The organism is Methanomicrobium antiquum, from assembly GCF_029633915.1.
Classification (GTDB): domain Archaea; phylum Halobacteriota; class Methanomicrobia; order Methanomicrobiales; family Methanomicrobiaceae; genus Methanomicrobium; species Methanomicrobium antiquum.
This window is the reverse complement of record NZ_CP091092.1, coordinates 2159643-2178988: the sequence shown is the minus strand read 5'-3', so window position 1 is coordinate 2178988 and position 19346 is coordinate 2159643. Positions and strand designations below refer to the sequence as shown.

20 protein-coding genes are annotated in these 19346 nt (G+C 37.2%); 14 read left to right on the top strand and 6 right to left on the bottom strand.

Annotated elements, in window-relative coordinates:
• Positions 1-11 precede the first annotated feature (11 nt).
• The 4 genes from L1994_RS10695 to L1994_RS10680 all read left to right on the top strand — a co-directional run bounded on the left by L1994_RS10695 (position 12) and on the right by L1994_RS10680 (position 2693).
• Positions 12-494, top strand: coding sequence for a hypothetical protein (locus L1994_RS10695; protein ID WP_278099425.1), 483 nt, complete (start codon positions 12-14; stop codon positions 492-494).
• Complete coding sequence (locus L1994_RS10690; RefSeq protein WP_278099424.1) at positions 491-1042, top strand: hypothetical protein; 552 nt, start codon at positions 491-493, stop codon at positions 1040-1042. The genes L1994_RS10695 and L1994_RS10690 overlap by 4 nt, the downstream gene beginning before the upstream one ends.
• 181 nt (positions 1043-1223) lie before the next feature.
• Positions 1224-2105, top strand: a complete 882-nt coding sequence (locus L1994_RS10685; protein ID WP_278099423.1) for a hypothetical protein — start codon at positions 1224-1226, stop codon at positions 2103-2105.
• A gap of 39 nt (positions 2106-2144) precedes the next feature.
• Positions 2145-2693, top strand: coding sequence for a hypothetical protein (locus L1994_RS10680; protein WP_278099422.1), 549 nt, complete (start codon positions 2145-2147; stop codon positions 2691-2693).
• Between the two features lie 149 nt (positions 2694-2842).
• Here L1994_RS10680 and L1994_RS10675 read toward each other — a convergent pair whose 3' ends face one another.
• Positions 2843-3010 (bottom strand): hypothetical protein, encoded by a 168-nt coding sequence (locus tag L1994_RS10675; protein ID WP_278099421.1) that lies wholly within the window; start codon positions 3008-3010, stop codon positions 2843-2845.
• A 555-nt stretch (positions 3011-3565) separates the two neighbouring features.
• Here L1994_RS10675 and L1994_RS10670 point away from each other — a divergent pair.
• The 10 genes from L1994_RS10670 (at position 3566) to L1994_RS10625 (ending at position 13721) form a co-directional block, all read left to right on the top strand.
• The gene (locus tag L1994_RS10670) at positions 3566-4900 is read left to right on the top strand and encodes a zinc metalloprotease (protein WP_278099420.1); all 1335 of its coding nucleotides are present in this window, start codon (positions 3566-3568) and stop codon (positions 4898-4900) included.
• 31 nt (positions 4901-4931) lie between these two features.
• The gene (locus L1994_RS10665; protein WP_278099419.1) at positions 4932-5393 is read left to right on the top strand and encodes a hypothetical protein; all 462 of its coding nucleotides are present in this window, start codon (positions 4932-4934) and stop codon (positions 5391-5393) included.
• Between the two features lie 895 nt (positions 5394-6288).
• Positions 6289-6834, top strand: coding sequence for a PadR family transcriptional regulator (locus L1994_RS10660; protein ID WP_278099418.1), 546 nt, complete (start codon positions 6289-6291; stop codon positions 6832-6834).
• Complete coding sequence (locus L1994_RS10655) at positions 6831-7820, top strand: ATP-binding cassette domain-containing protein (RefSeq protein WP_278099417.1); 990 nt, start codon at positions 6831-6833, stop codon at positions 7818-7820. Before L1994_RS10660 ends, L1994_RS10655 begins: the two co-directional genes overlap by 4 nt.
• A gap of 3 nt (positions 7821-7823) precedes the next feature.
• Entirely contained in the window at positions 7824-8573 is a 750-nt protein-coding gene (locus L1994_RS10650; RefSeq protein ID WP_278099416.1) for an ABC transporter permease, read from the top strand.
• A gap of 69 nt (positions 8574-8642) precedes the next feature.
• Complete coding sequence (locus tag L1994_RS10645; protein ID WP_278099415.1) at positions 8643-9455, top strand: hypothetical protein; 813 nt, start codon at positions 8643-8645, stop codon at positions 9453-9455.
• A 166-nt stretch (positions 9456-9621) separates the two neighbouring features.
• Positions 9622-9948, top strand: a complete 327-nt coding sequence (locus L1994_RS10640) for a hypothetical protein (RefSeq protein WP_278099414.1) — start codon at positions 9622-9624, stop codon at positions 9946-9948.
• A 192-nt stretch (positions 9949-10140) separates the two neighbouring features.
• Positions 10141-10581, top strand: a complete 441-nt coding sequence (locus L1994_RS10635) for a PPC domain-containing DNA-binding protein (protein WP_278099413.1) — start codon at positions 10141-10143, stop codon at positions 10579-10581.
• A 281-nt stretch (positions 10582-10862) separates the two neighbouring features.
• Complete coding sequence (locus tag L1994_RS10630; protein WP_278099412.1) at positions 10863-13073, top strand: adenosylcobalamin-dependent ribonucleoside-diphosphate reductase; 2211 nt, start codon at positions 10863-10865, stop codon at positions 13071-13073.
• A gap of 243 nt (positions 13074-13316) precedes the next feature.
• Complete coding sequence (locus tag L1994_RS10625; RefSeq protein WP_278099411.1) at positions 13317-13721, top strand: pyridoxamine 5'-phosphate oxidase family protein; 405 nt, start codon at positions 13317-13319, stop codon at positions 13719-13721.
• 153 nt (positions 13722-13874) lie between these two features.
• Here the strand turns inward: L1994_RS10625 and L1994_RS10620 are convergent, their stop codons facing one another.
• The 5 genes from L1994_RS10620 to L1994_RS10600 all read right to left on the bottom strand — a co-directional run bounded on the left by L1994_RS10620 (position 13875) and on the right by L1994_RS10600 (position 19326).
• Positions 13875-15110 (bottom strand): C1 family peptidase, encoded by a 1236-nt coding sequence (locus tag L1994_RS10620; protein ID WP_278099410.1) that lies wholly within the window; start codon positions 15108-15110, stop codon positions 13875-13877.
• Positions 15111-15224: 114 nt separating this feature from the next.
• The gene (locus tag L1994_RS10615) at positions 15225-15416 is read right to left on the bottom strand and encodes a helix-turn-helix transcriptional regulator (RefSeq protein ID WP_278099409.1); all 192 of its coding nucleotides are present in this window, start codon (positions 15414-15416) and stop codon (positions 15225-15227) included.
• Positions 15417-15495: 79 nt separating this feature from the next.
• On the bottom strand, positions 15496-16122 hold the full coding sequence (locus L1994_RS10610; protein ID WP_278099408.1) for a hypothetical protein: 627 nt from the start codon (positions 16120-16122) through the stop codon (positions 15496-15498).
• A 552-nt stretch (positions 16123-16674) separates the two neighbouring features.
• Complete coding sequence (gene thsA, locus L1994_RS10605) at positions 16675-18336, bottom strand: thermosome subunit alpha (RefSeq protein ID WP_278099407.1); 1662 nt, start codon at positions 18334-18336, stop codon at positions 16675-16677.
• A gap of 57 nt (positions 18337-18393) precedes the next feature.
• A complete protein-coding gene (locus L1994_RS10600) occupies positions 18394-19326 on the bottom strand; it encodes a transcriptional regulator (protein ID WP_278099406.1) in 933 nt (310 codons plus the stop codon).
• Positions 19327-19346: the final 20 nt, after the last annotated feature.

Below are 19346 nucleotides of genomic sequence, written 5' to 3'. Positions count from 1 at the left end.
GAAGAGATAATATGATTGCAAAATTAAATAAACAAAATTATATTTTTATTTTTTCTTTGGTTTTACTTCTTTTAATACCAAGATTCATAATTGTTATATGCAGCTTTTTTTCGTTTATTCCTTCATCTATGCTTATTATTAGTATTACATTAATTTTTGGAATAATTTCTCCTGTAATGGTTACTATAATATGCAATAAAGATACCATTCACACAGTAGCCTTTGTGCTTCCTATTCTTGGATTATTAATATATAAAATAATTGATGCAACAATTATGTTGATCATCTATGGCGGGATTATTCAATTATTTACTGTATATATCTTATTAAAAGGAATTGGATTAAGTTTTATAGGAATGGGATCGAGTTTTTATAAAGAGAATAAATTATTAACAATTGTACTAATAGCGATTGGTATTGGAATGATAATTCTTCCATTAAATTTAGTTGATAAAATCAGTAATATTCTAAGTGATACTAACTCAATCAAATGAAATATCAAGGAATCGATATGATGATATTTAGAATCAGTTCTGGTCAAATTAGTAAGAGCTTATTTCTTCGCGTTATGATTACAGGATTAATATTAGTCCTATTTATGTCATTTGCATCAGTGCTGATTAATATTATTGGTATTTATGACTCAGGTCTTAATCTGCTGGTTTTTATTGTTCCAATTCTGATTGTATATATTGGTACAGGTGGTGAAAAATCCGATATTATATGTTCCCTTGGAAAAAAGAGGTATTTTGTTCCAAAAAAATATTTGGCGCTTATAATTGTATTTGTTGTGCCTTTTATTATTTTTGCCTTGCTAATCCCGCTTATTCAAATTATAATTTCTGAAGAAATGAGTGTTCAATCATTTTATGAAATAACTGCTGCCTATTTTAATTCTGTGAGGTCTCACCTACTTCCATCTTTGGGTCTTGGTATTGCAGGTATTGGAGGTCTGTTGAGGACAAAATCCATTCCACTTTCTCTGCTGTGTCTAGTCGTCAGTCCGTTTATTAGTCTCTTGAATACAGCAGGTTCTTTATGAAGCGGTTTATCAGGGTTAAAATGTCTTTTTTCATGAAGTGAAACTGGAATTTAGTGAATCTGATTCTTCTGATAATGTGGGGAGGATTGGTTTGCTATTTGATACAACTGGCAATTAACTTAATTACATTATTGCAGATTAAAGTTTGCATGCCGGTTTTAAAGCAAAGTGAGGAGAAACAATGAAACTGAAAAAAGGCATGCGGGCTTTGAGCCTGCTTATGGTCATGGCACTTCTCGGAGCGATTTTTGTTCCGGCGGTTAGTGCGGAGAATGAGACTATGGAATGTCCATTATATTCTAAAACTGGATGTGATGAATTTGTTAAAATTGGAAATATTAATCTTCCTCTGACTAAATCAGATATTTTTCAGATAGACTCTAAGAAATATGACAAACCAATGACAAAAGCGCAATTTGAAGAAGAAAATGCAGAATATATTAAGTTTCTTTACAGCCAATTTGGTGATCAGGCTAAAAAGATGATAGATCACAAATATAGTTCTTCTGTTGGTGATTTAACAAAGGTCAGTACAACAACATCAATTATCCACATTGGTTCAAATGATATGTACCTCTGGCCATGTATAAATGCACAGACAAGCACATCCGCAAGTGAAGGACAAATAAATGTAATCTTCTTTGATAAAACTGTTGATGAAGTAAAGTCAATACTTTCTCAAAAAGGCTGGGGAAATGCACTTGGCTGGAGCAGATGGGGTTTGCATGGTTCTAATCTAAATAATATGATCTGGACTAAATCGGTTGGAGAAGACGCAATAGGAAGTGATCAGGTTGAAGATGGAAGCTATTTTGGAAACCGTTATCACCTTGTTTTGATTGATGGTCATCATTCTTCAAGTATTAATGATGATTGGTGCTATGGCGACTGTCATTATGAAATATTTACAGGACTAGGTCATGAACCTATGCCTGATTCTGAAAATACAGGCAGAGATCATCTTTACAGTGATTTATTAAATGAGGCTTCAGCATCATGGATATACTTACAAAATCCATGGGATGGTTTCTTTGATGGATGGGGCTATATTTTTGATTTCTGATCTTTATCTATCTCAATTCCTTTTTTTGGAGACAGAAATATGAAAAATAAAATAATTGAGAATATCAAATCCGTTTCTGGCAGATTGAGCCATAATCTGTTTATATACAGTGTATTAGTTCTATTTTCATTGTTAATTGTGCGTATTATAATAGAATTTTTTTCATTCCAACTTGAAAAAATATTGCCATTAAGATTAATACTCCTGGCTATAATTGTTTTAAATTATATAATTCCGGTTTTTATGACCTATATTTATTTTAAAGATGAGAATGATACAATGCTAAGTTTAATTGTCCCTTTCCTGATTTATGCAATTTTGTATCCCTTTATTGATTCAGCTTTATTAGGTTCATTATCACTCCTAATTTATCCAATATATATGATTAAATTTATTGTAGGAGGATTTGGGCTTTCTTTAATTGGATTTGGTAGTTATTATCTAAAACATGATCGCATTGTATCAGCAATCTCTCTTTCATGTGGAATATTGATCTTTATATTAGCTGAGATGAATTTAATTCCTGTATTTTTATACAGTATAACTGGTGATATTACAATTCTTGAATCAATACCAAATTTCTTATAAAATATTTAGAAAGGTACAACTCGGAGCGATGTTAGTTCCGGCGGTTAGTGCTGAGGATGAAAGTATGAAATGTTCATCAAATTGTACAACTGGATGTGAGGAATTAGTCAAAATTGGAAATAGAACTCTTTCTTTGACTAAGTCAGATGTTATTTCAGATAGACTCTGAGAAATATGAAAATGTCAGACAAATTAAAGGCATTATCCACAGATGTTACGATATACCCGTCTTTTTCTTCAATTATCTTAGCAGAAACTGCCGGAACGGTCAGTGCCGCCCCGATAATAAATAATAATACTAACCAGTAATACTTCATGGTATCACAGATAAGAATTCAGATTAATCATTAATACTTTTTATATGACAAAACTCGTCACGTTTTTTACCTGACGAGTTTTGATATAGAAAAAATTTATAACCAGACATTAAACATAAGAAGGCGGTTGTTCGAGAAAATACCGCAGAATCCGGGGATCATGGTATCACAGTCATTCTCCCCGGATTCTTTACAGATTATAAATATTACTAAAAAGCATCAGAAATTCACTGAAACCAACGATATAATCTTCCATTCCTTTTTTAATTAACCCATATATTAAGGAAGTTCGATCTTCTAACAACGTGACGAGTTTTGACACAGAATTAGTTTATATTCTCATTACAAAAACATCAATGTGGACAGCTCAGGGGAGTTTTGTCCAAAAAAAGAATCCAGTGAAATTTCAGGAGAAAGAAGGGACTGATTTGACAAGTCTATTCCCCTTCTTTTCCTTTTGAATCATTCACCGGCGATACAACCGGTATCTCCTATGTCAGCATTATCGCAGATTAAGGTTTGCATGCCGGTTTTAAAGCAAAGTGAGGAGAAACAATGAAACTGAAAAAAGGCATGCGGGCTTTGAGCCTGCTTATGGTCATGGCACTTCTCGGAGCAATTTTTGTTCCGGCGGTTAGTGCTGTAGAAGAGACTGAAAAAGAAAATTTATCAACTCCGTTGGTTTGTTTTGAAGGATTTACAAAAAAAGCAGATGCCGGTCAGATTAAACAGGATTTACAATTACAGCAATTTCAGCAAAAGGCAGGAAGATATAGTCTGGTATCATTTGACATTTTGGGATTTAGAGATGAACTTTCAAAAAAAAGTGAATTGCCGGTTATTATTGACGGCAAAAAGTACACAATGATATTAGAGGAGTATATTGTTGAAGAAAAAGGGGGAAATTCAAAAACACTTCCATACTCCGGCCACCTCAAAAATGTTGACAATAGTAAAATTGTAATGACAATTAGTGATTGTGGATTAATTGCAAGTATTATATTAAACGGAGAGGAATACTGCATTGAGAGTCTTTCTGATAAAGATCTATTAGGAAACAGGTACGAGATTGAATACAGGGTTAGTGATCTTAGAGTCGAAGGAGAATATCTCTACGGCATTGAAGATTATCTTGCACATTCTATAATGTCTGATGAGGAGTTGAAAATTAGAAGCGAAGAGGCTAAAATAGAGGAAGAGCAAAAAGCATCAAAAAGCAAGACTTATGTGAGAGTGCTTGTTATGACAGATGCAAAATGGATCTATGACGAACCTGACTGGCAGAATACAGCTGAAGAAATTATCTTTCAGGCAAACCAGCAGTTGGGAAGATCAGATATTAATGTACATCTGATTGCCACATATGATACATCCAAAGCAAGTGAACTTGCTGCCGATGCCCAGAATCTCATACAAGATCCATTAGGTACATTTATTAATCATGTTCCGGTTAGTTATCTGAACTCAAAATCTGCAGACATTGCTATTTATCTGGGGGGGTATGACTGTACTGATCCAGGTTCCGGTGTAGGTGCAACGTGGGGATATGATGCAGATACTCTAAAAGATAGGAGGTACGCATGGGTACAGATGGCTGATGATCCTTCTCCATATGATGCAATTATTCATGACAGGACTGTAACAACTCTGCACGAAATAGGGCACCTTTTTGATGCTGATCATCAGGATGGAATGCAGGGTCCAAATCAGGAAAATTATAACAGGGCATACCAGTGGAACTGGGGATCAACAACACAGTCAGTTGTATGGGCGCCAATATTAAGAAGTACAAGTTATGAATATTCATCAAATGATTACAATGGAAATTATTACCATAACAATGCGCTGAGAATATATAATACCAGAAATGTTGTGGCATCATATGCCTGAATAAATTAAATTCAATTTTTTTGGTGATATTATGAAAAGAAATCAACTAATACCTGCCATAATTGCGGCATTTATAATAATTGCAGCTGCTTTTATGCTAATTTCTGACTTAAACAGCAGTAATGACTCTGAAAGTGAGATTATCAATACACCCAGTCCTGAAAAAACAGCAGCTGTGATACAAACTACAGAATCTACCCCTGCATTCCATGGGTTTCACATGGTGCTGATAAATGTAAGTGAGAGCACTGTATGGATGTATCCTTCAAACAGTACAATTGAAGAGCTTGTCAGCGAGGGATATAAAGAAATTAATGTTACAGATAAAACTTTTGAGGATTACCCGTTCATCAAAGAAATTCTCAAACCAAAATATCGAACGACAAAGGCTCTTACAGATGAGAAAGAAAAAGAGATTTTTTTTGAGAAATTTTATGGAGTCACTTTCAGATACAAAGATCATAATTACGTCATTGACGGCTTTAAAAATTAGTTCTGATAAGAATACAGGATATTTATTTTTTTTCTAATTAAAAAAATATTATTCATAATCTGATTAAATTAAGTAAACCGGCAGGATTTAAACTTCTACCGAAGAAAACGCATTATCAATCATTTAATTAATCACTTTGAAAGCCAGTATCCTGACTTTGCCAGTTGGTCTTTCAAAGTGCATTATTCCCAAAAATATCAAAAATAATCGTTATTGAATTTGACAGTTGGGACATATTTGCATGCAAAACATCAATTTTATTTTTATAATGCCAAAGTCATTTAGAATTTAAGCCCGGAATGATGCTTTTTTTGTAACTTTTTCTAAAATTCCTGGAACTGTCAAATTTAATTCTTGTACAATACAATGAATTTGAGTGAGGTGGCAAACTTAGGCAGTATCATAAAATTATATTCCGAAACGTAACGAGTTTTGTCACAGAAAATGTTTATAGGACCACTTAAAAATAAAAGTGAGGACAAAAAAATGAAATTGTCCCAAAACACCAGAAATTACCAATAAAAGAAGGGACTTTCATAATCATTTTTCCCTTCTTTTGCTATTGCTCTAATTATGTAACTGTCCTGATTATAAATAACATATTTTTTGAGTTTTATTTGATTATTAACTCCTATTCTGGTTATTAAATCGGATTTTGATTATTATCTCCTATTCTGACTAATTTGATTTTCCTGACTTTTTTTAGTATTTTTTTTGAATTTTTTTAACTGATACTATTGCACGAAATATTCATTTCATGAAGTATTTTACCAAATTTAACAAATATTTATATAAAACTTCTTTTAATAGTACTATTGCGCACTGTGCGTTAAAGTACACATAAGAGAAGAACCAAAAAGAGCTTCAAAAAAGATCAAAAAAGGAGATTGTCCAGATGAAAAATGACAAAGATGAATTTCCCTGGTTTCACAGGCATATAATGCAGGAAGGCAGAGGAGATGTGCACAAAAGATATGAAAGGCATGAAAGACGCGGTGGTTTCTTAAGAATATATATACTGCATTCACTACTAAAAGGGCCTAAGTCAGGATATGATCTCATAAAAGAAATCTCTGATAAAACAGAAGAGGTATGGATTCCAAGCAAGGGTACACTTTATCCTGCTCTTAAAAAAATGGAAGAAGAAAAGTTGATAAAATTATTAAAAACGGCAGAGCGTTCAAAAAATATCTATGAAATAACAGATGAAGGAAGAGAATTTTTAAAAAGCGCAATAGAACACAGAAAAAGCGCTGAAGAAAAGATGCAGGTATTCAGAAAAATATTTTTTGAAATATTCCATGAAAATTCAGGCATAAAGACGGATAAAATACATGAAATAATATTTACACTTGAAAAAATTCCGCCTGAAAAAAAAGCTGAAGCTCTTAATCTTACAGATGAATACTTAGAAAAATTAAGGGGGATTTTGGATAAATGAAAGCTGTCACAGTCAAAAACTTAACAAAAAAGTTCGGGGATTTAAAAGCGGTTGACTCCATCTCATTTGATATAGAAAAAGGAGAAATTTTCGGACTTTTAGGCCCAAACGGCGCCGGAAAAACAACAACAATTTCTATGCTTGCAACAATGAAAAACCCTACATCAGGAAAGGCTTTGATTTTCGGACATGACATCTTAAAATCACAAGACGGTGTTAGAAAATCAATTGGAATTGTCTTTCAGGACCAGAGTCTTGATGAGGAACTTACTGCATGGGAAAACATGGACTTTCACGGAAGGCTTTACAGAATTGATAAAGAAACCCGCAATGAAAGAACAGAGGAACTTTTAAAGCTGGTCGGGCTTTTCGAACGAAAAGATGATCTTGTAAAGACATTTTCCGGCGGAATGAGACGCCGGCTTGAGATTGCAAGAGGACTTTTGCACAGGCCAAAAGTGCTTTTTTTAGATGAACCGACACTCGGCCTCGATCCCCAGACAAGAAACTACCTCTGGGAATATATTGAAAAATTAAACCAGGACTACAAAATTTCCATTATCATCACAACACATTACATGGAAGAGGCAGACAGGCTCTGCGACAGAATAGGAATAATCGATAAAGGAAAAATTGTAGCAATGGATACTCCTGAGAACCTCAAAAGTAAAATCGGCGGAGATATAATTACCATAAAATCGCCTGACTACAGGGAAAAATTATCTTCAAACAGATTTTGGTGGTCAGATAAACAGGAGTTTTCCAACGGTTTTTTTACAATTACTCTTTCAAATGCCGAAGAGCATTTAACAGAAATAATCTCACAACTAACAAAACTAAAAGTAACAATAACCTCAGTTTCTATGCACAGGCCCACTCTTGAGGATGTTTTTCTTCACTATACAGGAAGAAGAATTCGCGATGAAGAGGCAGATTTCAAAGACAGAATGAGAATGACAATGCATAAAAGACCGGGGAGGCACTAGAAAATGGATGTAATCTATACAATATGGCTTAGAAGCATAAAGCGTTATATAAGATCAAAAAGCCGGATTGTCGGAAGTCTTGGAATGCCTGTTTTTTTCCTGATATTTTTAGGATTCGGACTTAATTCTGTTGTGACAATACCGGGTGCAGGTGAAAACTACACCGAATTTCTGGCTCCTGGAATTGTATCAATGAGTGTTTTGTTCACATCAATTTTCGCCGGAATCCAAATAATATGGGATAAACAGTTTGGATTTCTAAAAGAAACCCTTGTTGCACCTGTATCAAGAATTGAAATAATGCTTGGCCAGACATTCGGCGGTGCAACAACCGCAATCATTCAGGGGGGGATCATTCTTTTTATCTCGCTTTTCATAGGTCTGTCCTTTCCGGGAATTTTGGGGATTTTAATCGCCGCAGGCTTTATGATCCTCATAGGAATTGCATTCACAGCTCTTGGTATTGCCATTGCGTCAAGAATGGAGGATATGAACGGATTTCAGCTTATAATGAGTTTTTTAATATTCCCTCTCTTCGGACTTTCAGGTGCGATGTTTCCAATATCAAGCCTTCCGCCGGTTTTTAAGACGCTGACTATGTTTGATCCTTTAACATACGGGGTTGAAGGAATAAGATTCGGACTTTCAGGCGCATCACAGATCGATCCTTTTGTCTGTCTTATTGTTCTTTGCATGTTTTCAGTGGCAACAATAATTGCAGGAGCATGGCTTTTTAAAAAGACAACTATCTAGATAAAAAAGCTCAATCAAATTTGAATTTCAATTGTAAAGTTAAATATACTAAACCGACAAAAAAATGTTATGATAAAAAATAAAGCCCTTAAATCAATCCTTTTTTCTTCTGCAATTGTATTTCTTTTAATTCTTGGAGCAGTAATTACCGCCGGATGCACAGGCAACTCAGGTGAAGACAATAAAACCCCTTTACCTACACCATTACAAACAGAAGAACAGGAGATAAAAGATGAAAAAACAATAGAAATAACTCCTGATGAGACGCCGGAGAGATTTGATGAAGCAAAATATAAGAATATCAGTGGAACAGGCAATAAAACTACAGAGTTATATCTTCCAAAGGGAGTTTCGCTTTTCAAAATGATACAGGATTCACCTGTAAAAAGCCAGGTGAGCATTACAACCATAAAAGACGGAATTTCAATCAACAATGTCTATAACAAAAGCGCTTCTAAGAATTCAATGGATGGCACAGGATACTACTGGACCTATGCATTCTCGCTTGAAGATGACGCTAATGCAACAATTGAAGTGGAAACAGAGGGCAACTGGACACTTTCCTTTTCATTCCCGCAGATGATAAACGGAATCGTTCCGCAGACATTTACAGGTGCGGCCAACAAAGCAACACCATTCTTCCAGATTAATGAGGGAGATTATAATTTTACAATAAAAACAGAAAACAGCGAATTTGTATCTGTCACATTAATGGATTATTACGGAAACAGTGTTATGGACGATAACCGCCAGATGCCACTTTCATTTCATAATGGCGGTTCATATGAAAACACAATTAATACAACAATTAAAGAAAGCTGTAATTATCTGTTAAACGTCATCTGTGACGGCGACTGGACTGTCTCTGTAGAAGAGGCTTAATTATAAATTAAACCTGTTTTTGAATTTTTTTAACCATTTTTCCCTTGTTTTTATGAGGCTTTTTTAAACCAGCAAGATAGTTTTCACTGAGATTTTATGTGTGGCATAAATATATATATCTTCAGATCATAATTCCCGCCATCCAAAAAAAGGGGGAAAGAAAAAAATGACAGTATCTGAAGAGGTCAGGAAAATGTCTCCTGCCCAGAAAGAATTCATCGAACAGGCAAAAAGACGAATGAAAAATATCAAAGGAATGGAGACAGACATCAAAACAAGAATGAGACTTTGTACTTCTGAAAGGTGTAAAGAAATTGAGTCCTGGTTTGATACAGTCGACAGCTTAAAAAGCCAGGCAGCAGTTGAGATAGAGATGGTAGAGATGGCGGCCGAGAACGAATGGGCCAGAATGCGCCAGAGGGTTGACGAAGCTTTGGGGATGACTGAGAGAGAATTTGAAAAAGGCTACTACATCCTGGAAAAGCCCGAATAACCCGAAATGCCGGATTTAAAACAACTAATCTGAAACAATCAAAGCTTAAAGCAATTAATTTTTAAAACAACCAAAACCTTCTTTTTGTCATTGTTTTTTTAAGAATTTTTTAAGAATTTTTTAAGGGTTTTTTAGAGGCAGTATTTTTTAAGACAGATACATTTTATCTGGATTTAACAATTACTTTAATTAATGGAATATGCAGAGGGAACACCGGGAAGAATTTTTACACTGAGGATTGACAATGGAGAAGACATTTTGGAAACGCTTGGCATTTTTTTAAAAGAAAAAGATGTTAATACAGGAGTTCTCTTCTTTTTGGGTGCACTTAAAAGAGCAAAACTTATCACAGGGCCAAAAGAAGCAGTTTTTCCGCCTGTGCCAAACGAAATAATAATCAGCGGCGGTCATGAAATAATCGGCATAGGAACGGTTTACAAAAGTGAAAACGGCCCGTCCCTTCACATCCATACATCAGCCGGAAGAAAAGAGGAAACACTAACTGGCTGTCTGCGTGAATTTGCAGAAGTCTACCTTGTCGCAGAAGTTGTAATTCTTGAATTTATGGGAATATCCGCAATAAGAGCCTTTGACCCAAAACCTGGCGCATCAATTCCCCGGTTTGATGTTTAAAGATTCCCGGATTTATCGAAAATATCAGGGCCAATTCAAAAGAGAAGAACATTCGGGGAAAGCATAAAGAAAAAACAAAGAATAAACCTTTTTTTTTTTCAAATTTAAGAAGATGAAGATAATTAAGAAGATGAAGATAAAAAACATCTAAAACTAATTTTACATGGCAACGATCATTCTGAAATTTTCTCATCCTGAAAATTTTATTGTTATAAGCCACTAAGTTAATACCAATACTATACCAGATATACCCCCACCGCCATATTAATGGAAAAGATACCATGACAAGTTCAATAATTGATAGCATAATAAAAGCCCGCTACCTTCGGGAAGGAGAATCCTCATTTGAAGACATATGCAGAAGAGTGGCAAAAGCTATGGGAAAAGACGAGAAGGAAATTTCTGATTTTTATGAGGAGATGGCAAGTTTTCGCTTCCTTCCAAACTCACCTACACTAATGAATGCCGGAACTAAATTAGGCCAGCTTTCGGCATGTTTCACGCTTTATGTCGGCGATTCAATAGAGGAGATATTTGATGCAGTCAAATGGGGAGCACTCATCCACAAAACCGGCGGCGGAACAGGATATAATTTTTCAAACATAAGACCCGAAGGTGAGTCTGTATGCTCAACAGAAGGCGTTGCATCAGGGCCTATTTCCTTTATGAAGGTGTTTAATGCCGCCACCGATGTCATAAAACAGGGCGGAAGAAGGAGAGGTGCCAACATGGGAATTTTAAATGTCTGGCACCCTGACATCCTGAAATTTATCGAATCAAAAAAGAACGAAGGGGATATATCAAATTTTAATATCTCCGTTATGGTAAACGATGAGTTCATGCGCCTTGTTGAGGCAGGAGAGTTTGACCGCACCTGGATTAAACACTCAGACACTGGTGAGGAGATAACAGTCGGGTCAGTCTGGAACGGAATTATTGACGGAATATGGGCAAATGGAGAGCCTGGAGTTTTGTTCTACGATGAGATAAACAGAAAAAACATGACTCCGAATTTAGGACTGATTGACACAACAAACCCCTGCGGAGAACAGCCTCTTTTTCACTTTGAATCCTGCGTTTTAGGCTCTCTTAACCTTTCAAAATTTTTAATAGAAGGAAAACTTGACAAAACAGCACTTGAGAGAAGCACAAGGCTTGCTGTCCGTTTCTTAGATGAAATAATAGACAAAAACGTATATCCTATTCCACAGATTGAAGAAGCTACAAAGAAAACCAGAAAAATTGGTCTTGGGCTGATGGGTGTTCATGATGCACTTTTAATTCTTGGAATCCCTTATGACTCACTAGAAGGAAGGAAGTTCTGCGAAGATACAATGGAGTTTGTAAACAAAATCGGAATTGATGAATCTCACAGACTCTCAGAAGAAAAATCTGAATTTCCGGCATTAAAAGGCAGTGCCTGGGAAGATTATGCGGTGAGAAACGCCGCTGTTACAACAATTGCTCCGACAGGAACAATCTCTATTCTTGCTGACTGCTCATCCGGAATAGAGCCTGTATTTTCATATGCCTACACAAGAAAGGATACTGTTCAGAAAACTTTTGAAATTCTGCATCCGATTTTTGAGAGAGAACTTGATAAGGTTGTAAAATCGGTTGCAAAGAATGCATCAGAATCTGAAGAACTAAAACGCGAAGCAATTGATACTGTTCATAAAACAGGATCAGTTCAGGGGATAAAATGGCTTCCTGACGATTTTAAAAGGATTTTTAAGACCGCTCTTGACATTGACTGGCGTTCGCATGTTCTGATGCAGGCGGCATTTCAGAAGCATGTTCATGCATCAATCTCAAAAACAATTAATATGCCCAATTCTGCGACAAAAAAGGATATTGAAAGCGTTCTTCTTCTTGCATGGCATGAGAAGTTAAAGGGTCTTACAATATACAGAACAGGAAGCCGCCAGAGTGTTGTATTAGAACTTTCATCAGATTCTGATAATGAAAATAAGGCAGATGTAAATGCTCAGGGTTTAATTCAGTCTGAAAAGAGAAGTGAAAGGCCAAAAGAGCTCTGCGGAAAGACATATCTTTGCCAGTCAGGATGTTGCCGTCTTTATGTTACAGTAAATCTTCTTGATGATGTTCCCTGGGAGGTCTTTATAAGAACTGTAGGAATTGGCGGTTGCGAGGCGAATTCAAACGCTCTTGGCCGTTCTATTTCAACAGGGCTTCAAAACGGCGTCCCATACCAGAAATTTATTCGTCAGTTTGCCAAAGTAAACTGTGTATCAGCTATCAGAAACAAAAAATCAGAGGGTCTTTCATGCGCTGATGTTGTCGGAAAGTGCATTGATCTTGCGGCATCAAAAAAGCAGATTACAACTTTAGAAGACTGGGAAGTGTCAGAAGTTTCAGGTTTTGGCGGGTTTGAAAAGAGTAAATGCCCTGAGTGCGGCAGTACTCTTGATTTTGGTGAAGGCTGTAATAACGGAATCTGCAAAAACTGCGGCTGGAGCGGCTGTCTTTAATTAAGAATTTTCTTTTTTTTAATATTTCACATCAGATTTTTTTATATCCTATTATCATGAAAATCATGATTTAAATCAAATCATAATTTTCTAAAACACTGCATGAAAATTTGTTTCATGGATATTTTTTTTAAAATTTCTTTTCGAAACATATTTTTCAAATATGTATTTTTGCGGTTTTTTTTGCACTACTTTTAAGTTAATAAACACAATATCATAATTAAAAAAAGAAGTGAGGAAAAAATGGTAAAATTAAACGCAGAAGTAAAAGAGGCCTTTTTAAAATCAAAAGTTATACCTCTTGCAACAGCATCAAAAGATAATGTACCAAATGTTGCACCAATGGCATCATTATACTTAAAAGACGATGAAACAATCTGGATTTTAAACAATTACATGAACAAGACCGCCACTAACATAAAAGAGACAAAAAAAGCCGCTGTTTACATTTATGGTGAGGGGATTAAGGGATGCTTCCAAATAAAAGGTGATGCGGAACTTATTTCAACAGGTGCTGATTACGAAGAGGCAAAGAAGATGTTTCTCGCAAAAAAGCCTAATTTCCCTGCAAAAGAACTCCTTATAATTAAAATCACCGATGTCTTCAACTGCAGTCCCGGTCAGGGCGCCGGCGATAAAATTCTTTAATCATTTTTCATTTTTTAAAAGATAGATAGTATTGGTGTGAATTTATTCATCAAAGACAAAAAGCTCTTTAAATGCTGTGCCATAGGCAGACAGCTTACCGGATTAAAAAAATTAATAAAGAACAGGCAGGAAATGCCCCGGGTGCCTGTCCCTTCAAAGTCCTGAAATCCCCCCGCCCCATGTTACATTCTGCACATAAAATTCAAAGGTGTTCGCTCCGTCCGGATTCTGCATCGAATAATCAAGATCCATATCGAGCTTAAATGTCCCGTCCGGCCTGTTTTCAGGTGCTCCCCAGCTGTTTAGCACCAGCCAGTAATTGTCGTCTTTTAAGGGTGTATCATTATAACCAAGAATAAGCATGACATGCCCGCCGTCGTTTCCTATTGCACCTGCTTTTGATTCAGGCCTGAAAATTGCGGATTCATTTTCGTTTTCCCAAAATGACATAAATGAGTCCCAGTTGTCCGGAGTATAGATTATAACAACCGCACTGCCGGATGCAAGTGCGGATTTTATTGAATGAATTGCAGTTTCTTTGGAGATGTCCTCTTCTTCATAAACTGCATTTGTTGCAATCATCTCGGCATGCGTCTCTTCGATGGGATAGTATGGAGTTGTCTGTATTGTAGATGCCGGAACTGATGTGGATTCACCCTTCTCACACATTGTTGCGGAGTCTGCAAATGATGTATTCGTGTTTGACAGAGGAATGGCCTTTTTTGTTATATTATAAAAATCTGCAAAAAATACCGGACTTCCACCGCAACAGGCCCAAATCCCTGTTCCGTTGTGGTATGAGGATGTAAAGTACTGTACAGAAAGGGGGTCCCTGATGCCTTTTTGCCTGAAAAGCTCCATCTGAAGAGCGCCGGTATCAGCCCATACCCAGCAGTTTCCACAGTGATCCGGCGACCCTCCGGTCTGATCCCATTCCGACGGTAAGTATGCAAAACTGTCAAGAAGTGAAAGATTCAGCGGAAGATTTCCTGCCAAATATTCCCGGGGAGAATAACGCGGTGTATTTTTGTTTGCCTCCTGCAATGCAAGCACAACACCGGTCTGAAAATCCATCGCAGAGTCTGCATATTCATCAGATGAATTATCTGATTCAAACATACTTTCCAGGTAATCTGCCTGTCCGGTTATGTCATCAGCACTATAAATGCTGATATCCATAGCCCTTCCGATATCGCGGGGGTCAACCTGCCGGAAATAATTCATATCACCCGACAGCAGGGCCTCAAGGGCAATACCATCCACTTTTATACCGGCAGGTGGAGAACATGAAGTGCACGGACTCTCCTCCTGAGAGGATATAAAAACAAGTGATAAGAAAATTATTACTATGATACATATAATCAGTAGAAAATACTGTGCAGATTTCATTATTTTTAAAATGGACTAATAAACATAAATTTTTATCTATTACTCTTTGTGTCCAAAAATGTTTTCAATGGCTGATAATCCCACAAAATCAGCTTTTTAAAATCCAAAGTCTAATCAATCAAAGATAAAAAGCTCTTCAATTGTCGTATCCAGTGCTTTTGAAACATCATGTGCAAGTTTCAGTGATGGATTGTATTTTCCCTTCTCCAAAAAGACAATTGTTTCTCTTCTGACTCCGACAACTTCGGCAAGCTCCGCCTGGGTCATATTTTTTCTCGCACGGAACTCGCGTATTTTAGTCTCCATTTATTTCTCCAAAAAAAGAGTGATTATCTCTTTAATTTTCTCTATTTCAGCGTTCAGGATTATATCATTTCTATATTTTCTAATACACATCACCTTTTTTTGAGAAATACCACTGAAATACAACTGCGCTTAGAGGCATCAAAAACATCAGAATGCCAAGAACGGCTGTTATAGTCAGTTCTACAACACTAAAATATGAAAGCCAGAACATCACAATAACAGCTAAGAAAGAAAGATACCATGAGTATGCAATCGCCCAGGTGCCGATCTTTAGTGACCGCTCATCTCTTACATCATAGTCTTTAGGCCTTTTTAGAGTTGCAGTACAGATTATTATCATTATAATGCCGCTGATAGTCATTGCAGAAAAACCATAAGCATTTTCGGGAAGTTCAACCGCAACAGAGAGAATAATTCCCATTACAAACATTATAATCCCAAGTACGAGACCCCCGTAAAGAACAGTTCTCTTCTTTGTCGTTTTTACTACTGTAAGTGCAGTCAAAAGAAGAATTATCACAATTCCAAGTCCAAGAGCCTCTGAATCCGGTTCATTGCCGCTTAAAAACATTGCAAGAAGAACTATTATAACAGCCGCGATTCCAAATGAGGCTGTGACTATAAAGCGTCTGTCTCTTTTAGGCATTCCTGTTTTTATATTATTTTCATTCTTTATGTTATTTTGACTCTTTTCCATTTTTTCCATAATCTCACCTGAATTTCATTTCATCTATTTTTTCATTTTTACCGATTAATATGAGGTTTTTGATGGTTTTGAAGGTGTTATGTTTTTTTTATTTTAATTTTATCTCCAAAGTGTTGCTAAATTCAAATGTTAGAAATTAACAACACTTTGTTAGATATATATAACTTGTTAGAAGTATATAACATTTTCCGGTTACATACTTCCCGTGTTTGTCTGCCAAAAGTTCTGTGACCCCGGTTTTAAATGTCCCGAAACATCAGAAAAATGATTAAAAAAACAATGATTTTATGAAAATTTTCATGTAATGTTTTATGAAACAGTTTTATGCAACAGATATCTAAAAAAATAAGATTTGATTTCCATTAAATAGTGCATAAAATTAGGTTTTATGAATCGTTTGTTATGATAGTCAAAACTCATGAACGTTTTTAAAGAAACAGGTGCTAAAAACCGGAATGCAGGAAAATAGGAACTGGAAGTAAATTAGAATATAACTTAGAAATGTAACAGGAAAAGAAAAAAATTTTTATTGTTTTAAAGGATTGATGAATTTTACATCATGCCGGGTGGCATTCCGCCCATTCCACCCATGCCGCCCATTGCGGCCATCTCTTCAGGTGATGGTGCGCCACCGCCTCCCATCTTGGAAGCGGCGATGACATCATCGATTCTTAAAATCATAACTGCCGCTTCTGCTGCAGATGCAATTGCCTGTGTTTTAACACGCATTGGCTCAATAACGCCTACTTCGAGCATGTCAACTGCTTTTGCCTCAAATACATTAAGACCGTAGGTTTTATGGCCGTTTTCGTGCTCTGAACGGAGTTCAACAAGCATGTCAATCGGGTCAAGACCTGCGTTTTCTGCAAGTGTGCGTGGAATGATTTCAAGTGCACCGGCAAATGCCTCAATTGCAAGCTGTGCACGTCCTTCCTGTGTTGCTGCAAATTCTCTGAGCCTGAGTGACAGCTCAACTTCAGGTGCTCCTCCGCCTGCGACAAACTTCTTGTCTTCGACTGCAACTGATACTACACGTAATGCATCCTCTAATGCACGGTCAAGCTCGTCTACAACATGCTCTGTTCCACCGCGGACGATGAGTGTGCATGCCTTTGGATTCTCGCACTGTGTGACAAAGATCATATCCTCGCCGCCGACCTTCTTCTCTTCTACAAGGCCTGCTTTTCCAAGCTCTGCTGCATCAATTGCATCAATTGATGAGATAACGGATGCACCGGTTGCACGGGCGAGTTTTTCAAGATCTGATTTCTTAACACGGCGTATTGCAAGGACTTTTGCCTTTGCAAGGTAGTGCTGTGCGATGTCATCAATACCCTTCTGGCAGACAAGAACGTTTGCTCCGGATTTGACTACCTTGTCAACCATTGCCTTAATCATCTTCTCTTCCTCATCGAGGAACATCTGAAGCTGGTCAGGTGATGTGATTGAAATTTCTGCATCGACTTCTGTCTTCTTGAATTCAACAGGAGCATTTAAGAGAAGAATCTTTGCGTTTTCAACCTTCTTTGGCATTGAGGGGTGGACACGTTCCTTGTCAATTACAACACCCTCGATAAGTTCGGAGTCATCGATTGTGCCGCCGACTTTTTTCTCAACTTTGACAAAGTCTGTGTCAACAGTTCCGTCCTCATCTGCAACCATTGTGATTGCTTTTACGACAAGTTCGTTTAATTTGTCTTTTGCGGCTTCAGCGCCTTTACCGGTCATTGCTGTGTCTGCAATCTTCTTTAACATTGCAATGTCGGTTGGCTTGATGTCGATTGAAATCTCTTTTATAATCTGCTGTGCTTTGTCAGCCGCAAGTCTGTATCCGTGTGCAATAACTGTCGGGTGAACATCCTGTTCGAGGAGATCTTCTGCACGCTTTAAAAGTTCACCTGCAATTACAACAGCAGATGTTGTACCGTCTCCGACCTCGTCGTCCTGTGTCTTTGCAACCTCGACCATCATCTTTGCCGCAGGGTGCTCGATATCCATCTCTTTTAAGATTGTGACACCATCGTTTGTGATTACAACATCACCGATTGTGTCAACGAGCATCTTGTCCATGCCTTTTGGACCGAGTGTTGTTCTGACTGCACCTGCAACAGCCTTTGCTGCTGCAATATTGCCGCTCTGCGCATCGCGTCCGCGTGTACGCTGGCTGCCTTCTTTCAGAATGAAAATTGGCTGTCCGCCAAGATTTGCTACCATTATTATTCTCTCCTTTAATGTCTTAAAAAAGTGGTTTGTGGTTCTATATATAGTTTGTCACTCGTCGATGAGCTCTATAAGTTCCGAGCCCTCGTTTAGTGTGGAGAGTTCTTCTTCGCCGATAATAAGAGTCTTGCCTACCTTCTTTCTTTTTTTGTAGTCGGTGAGTACACAGACTGCCTTTGAGCTTGTGATATCAGATATGTTTCCAATCAGCGCAGCGCGTCTGAGTGTTTTTTGCGCAGTTCCATATCCGGTTAATATGGTCTTTTCTTCATAAATGCACAAAGCCTCAAATGGAGCTCTCTGCATTGTATGAGTCTGCATTCCCATCCTTTCGAAGTCCTGCGGGATGTTAGAGCCGTCCTTTTTGATGCTTTCGGAATGGCTGTCATCTTCAAAATCACTGACGTGGCTGTGTGAGAGCAGGTTTATTGCTTCAACAATTGCAGTATCAAAAATCTCCTCAAGCTTTATTGCAATATCAAGGGTTGTGCTCATGCCGCTTTCATATTTTGAAATTGTCCTTCTTGAAACACCAAGAGATCCTGCCAGATCCCCAAGTGACATATTGTGGCGTTCACGCACATCTCTTAGTTTTCCGCCGTTTATGTTAACATAAAGGCCTCCGGGTTGTGCATAAACAAGAGGGGGAACTTCATCTACGAAAAAGTCATATAGCGTTGTAACACTAGTTGCAATAATTCCGTACCTTAGGTATACAGCTCCTCTTTCAAGCTCAAAATCCCTGGCTTTTTCGCCTATGATAAACGGTTTTGCATTCAGATGTCTTGCAATAACTGCAAGGTCGTGTGCACTCTCCTCTCCGACACTGTCAATATGCGGCACTATCTTTATGATAAGTAAGTTATCACCTTTACGCGCAATCAGGTCAAAACTGCGCGGGCGCATCCCGCAGCGCTCGGAAACATTGTATCCGGCCATAATAAGCACGCTTACAACGCTTTGAAGGAGTCTTTCATGAGACATTTTTTGTTAAGGTTTCTTTA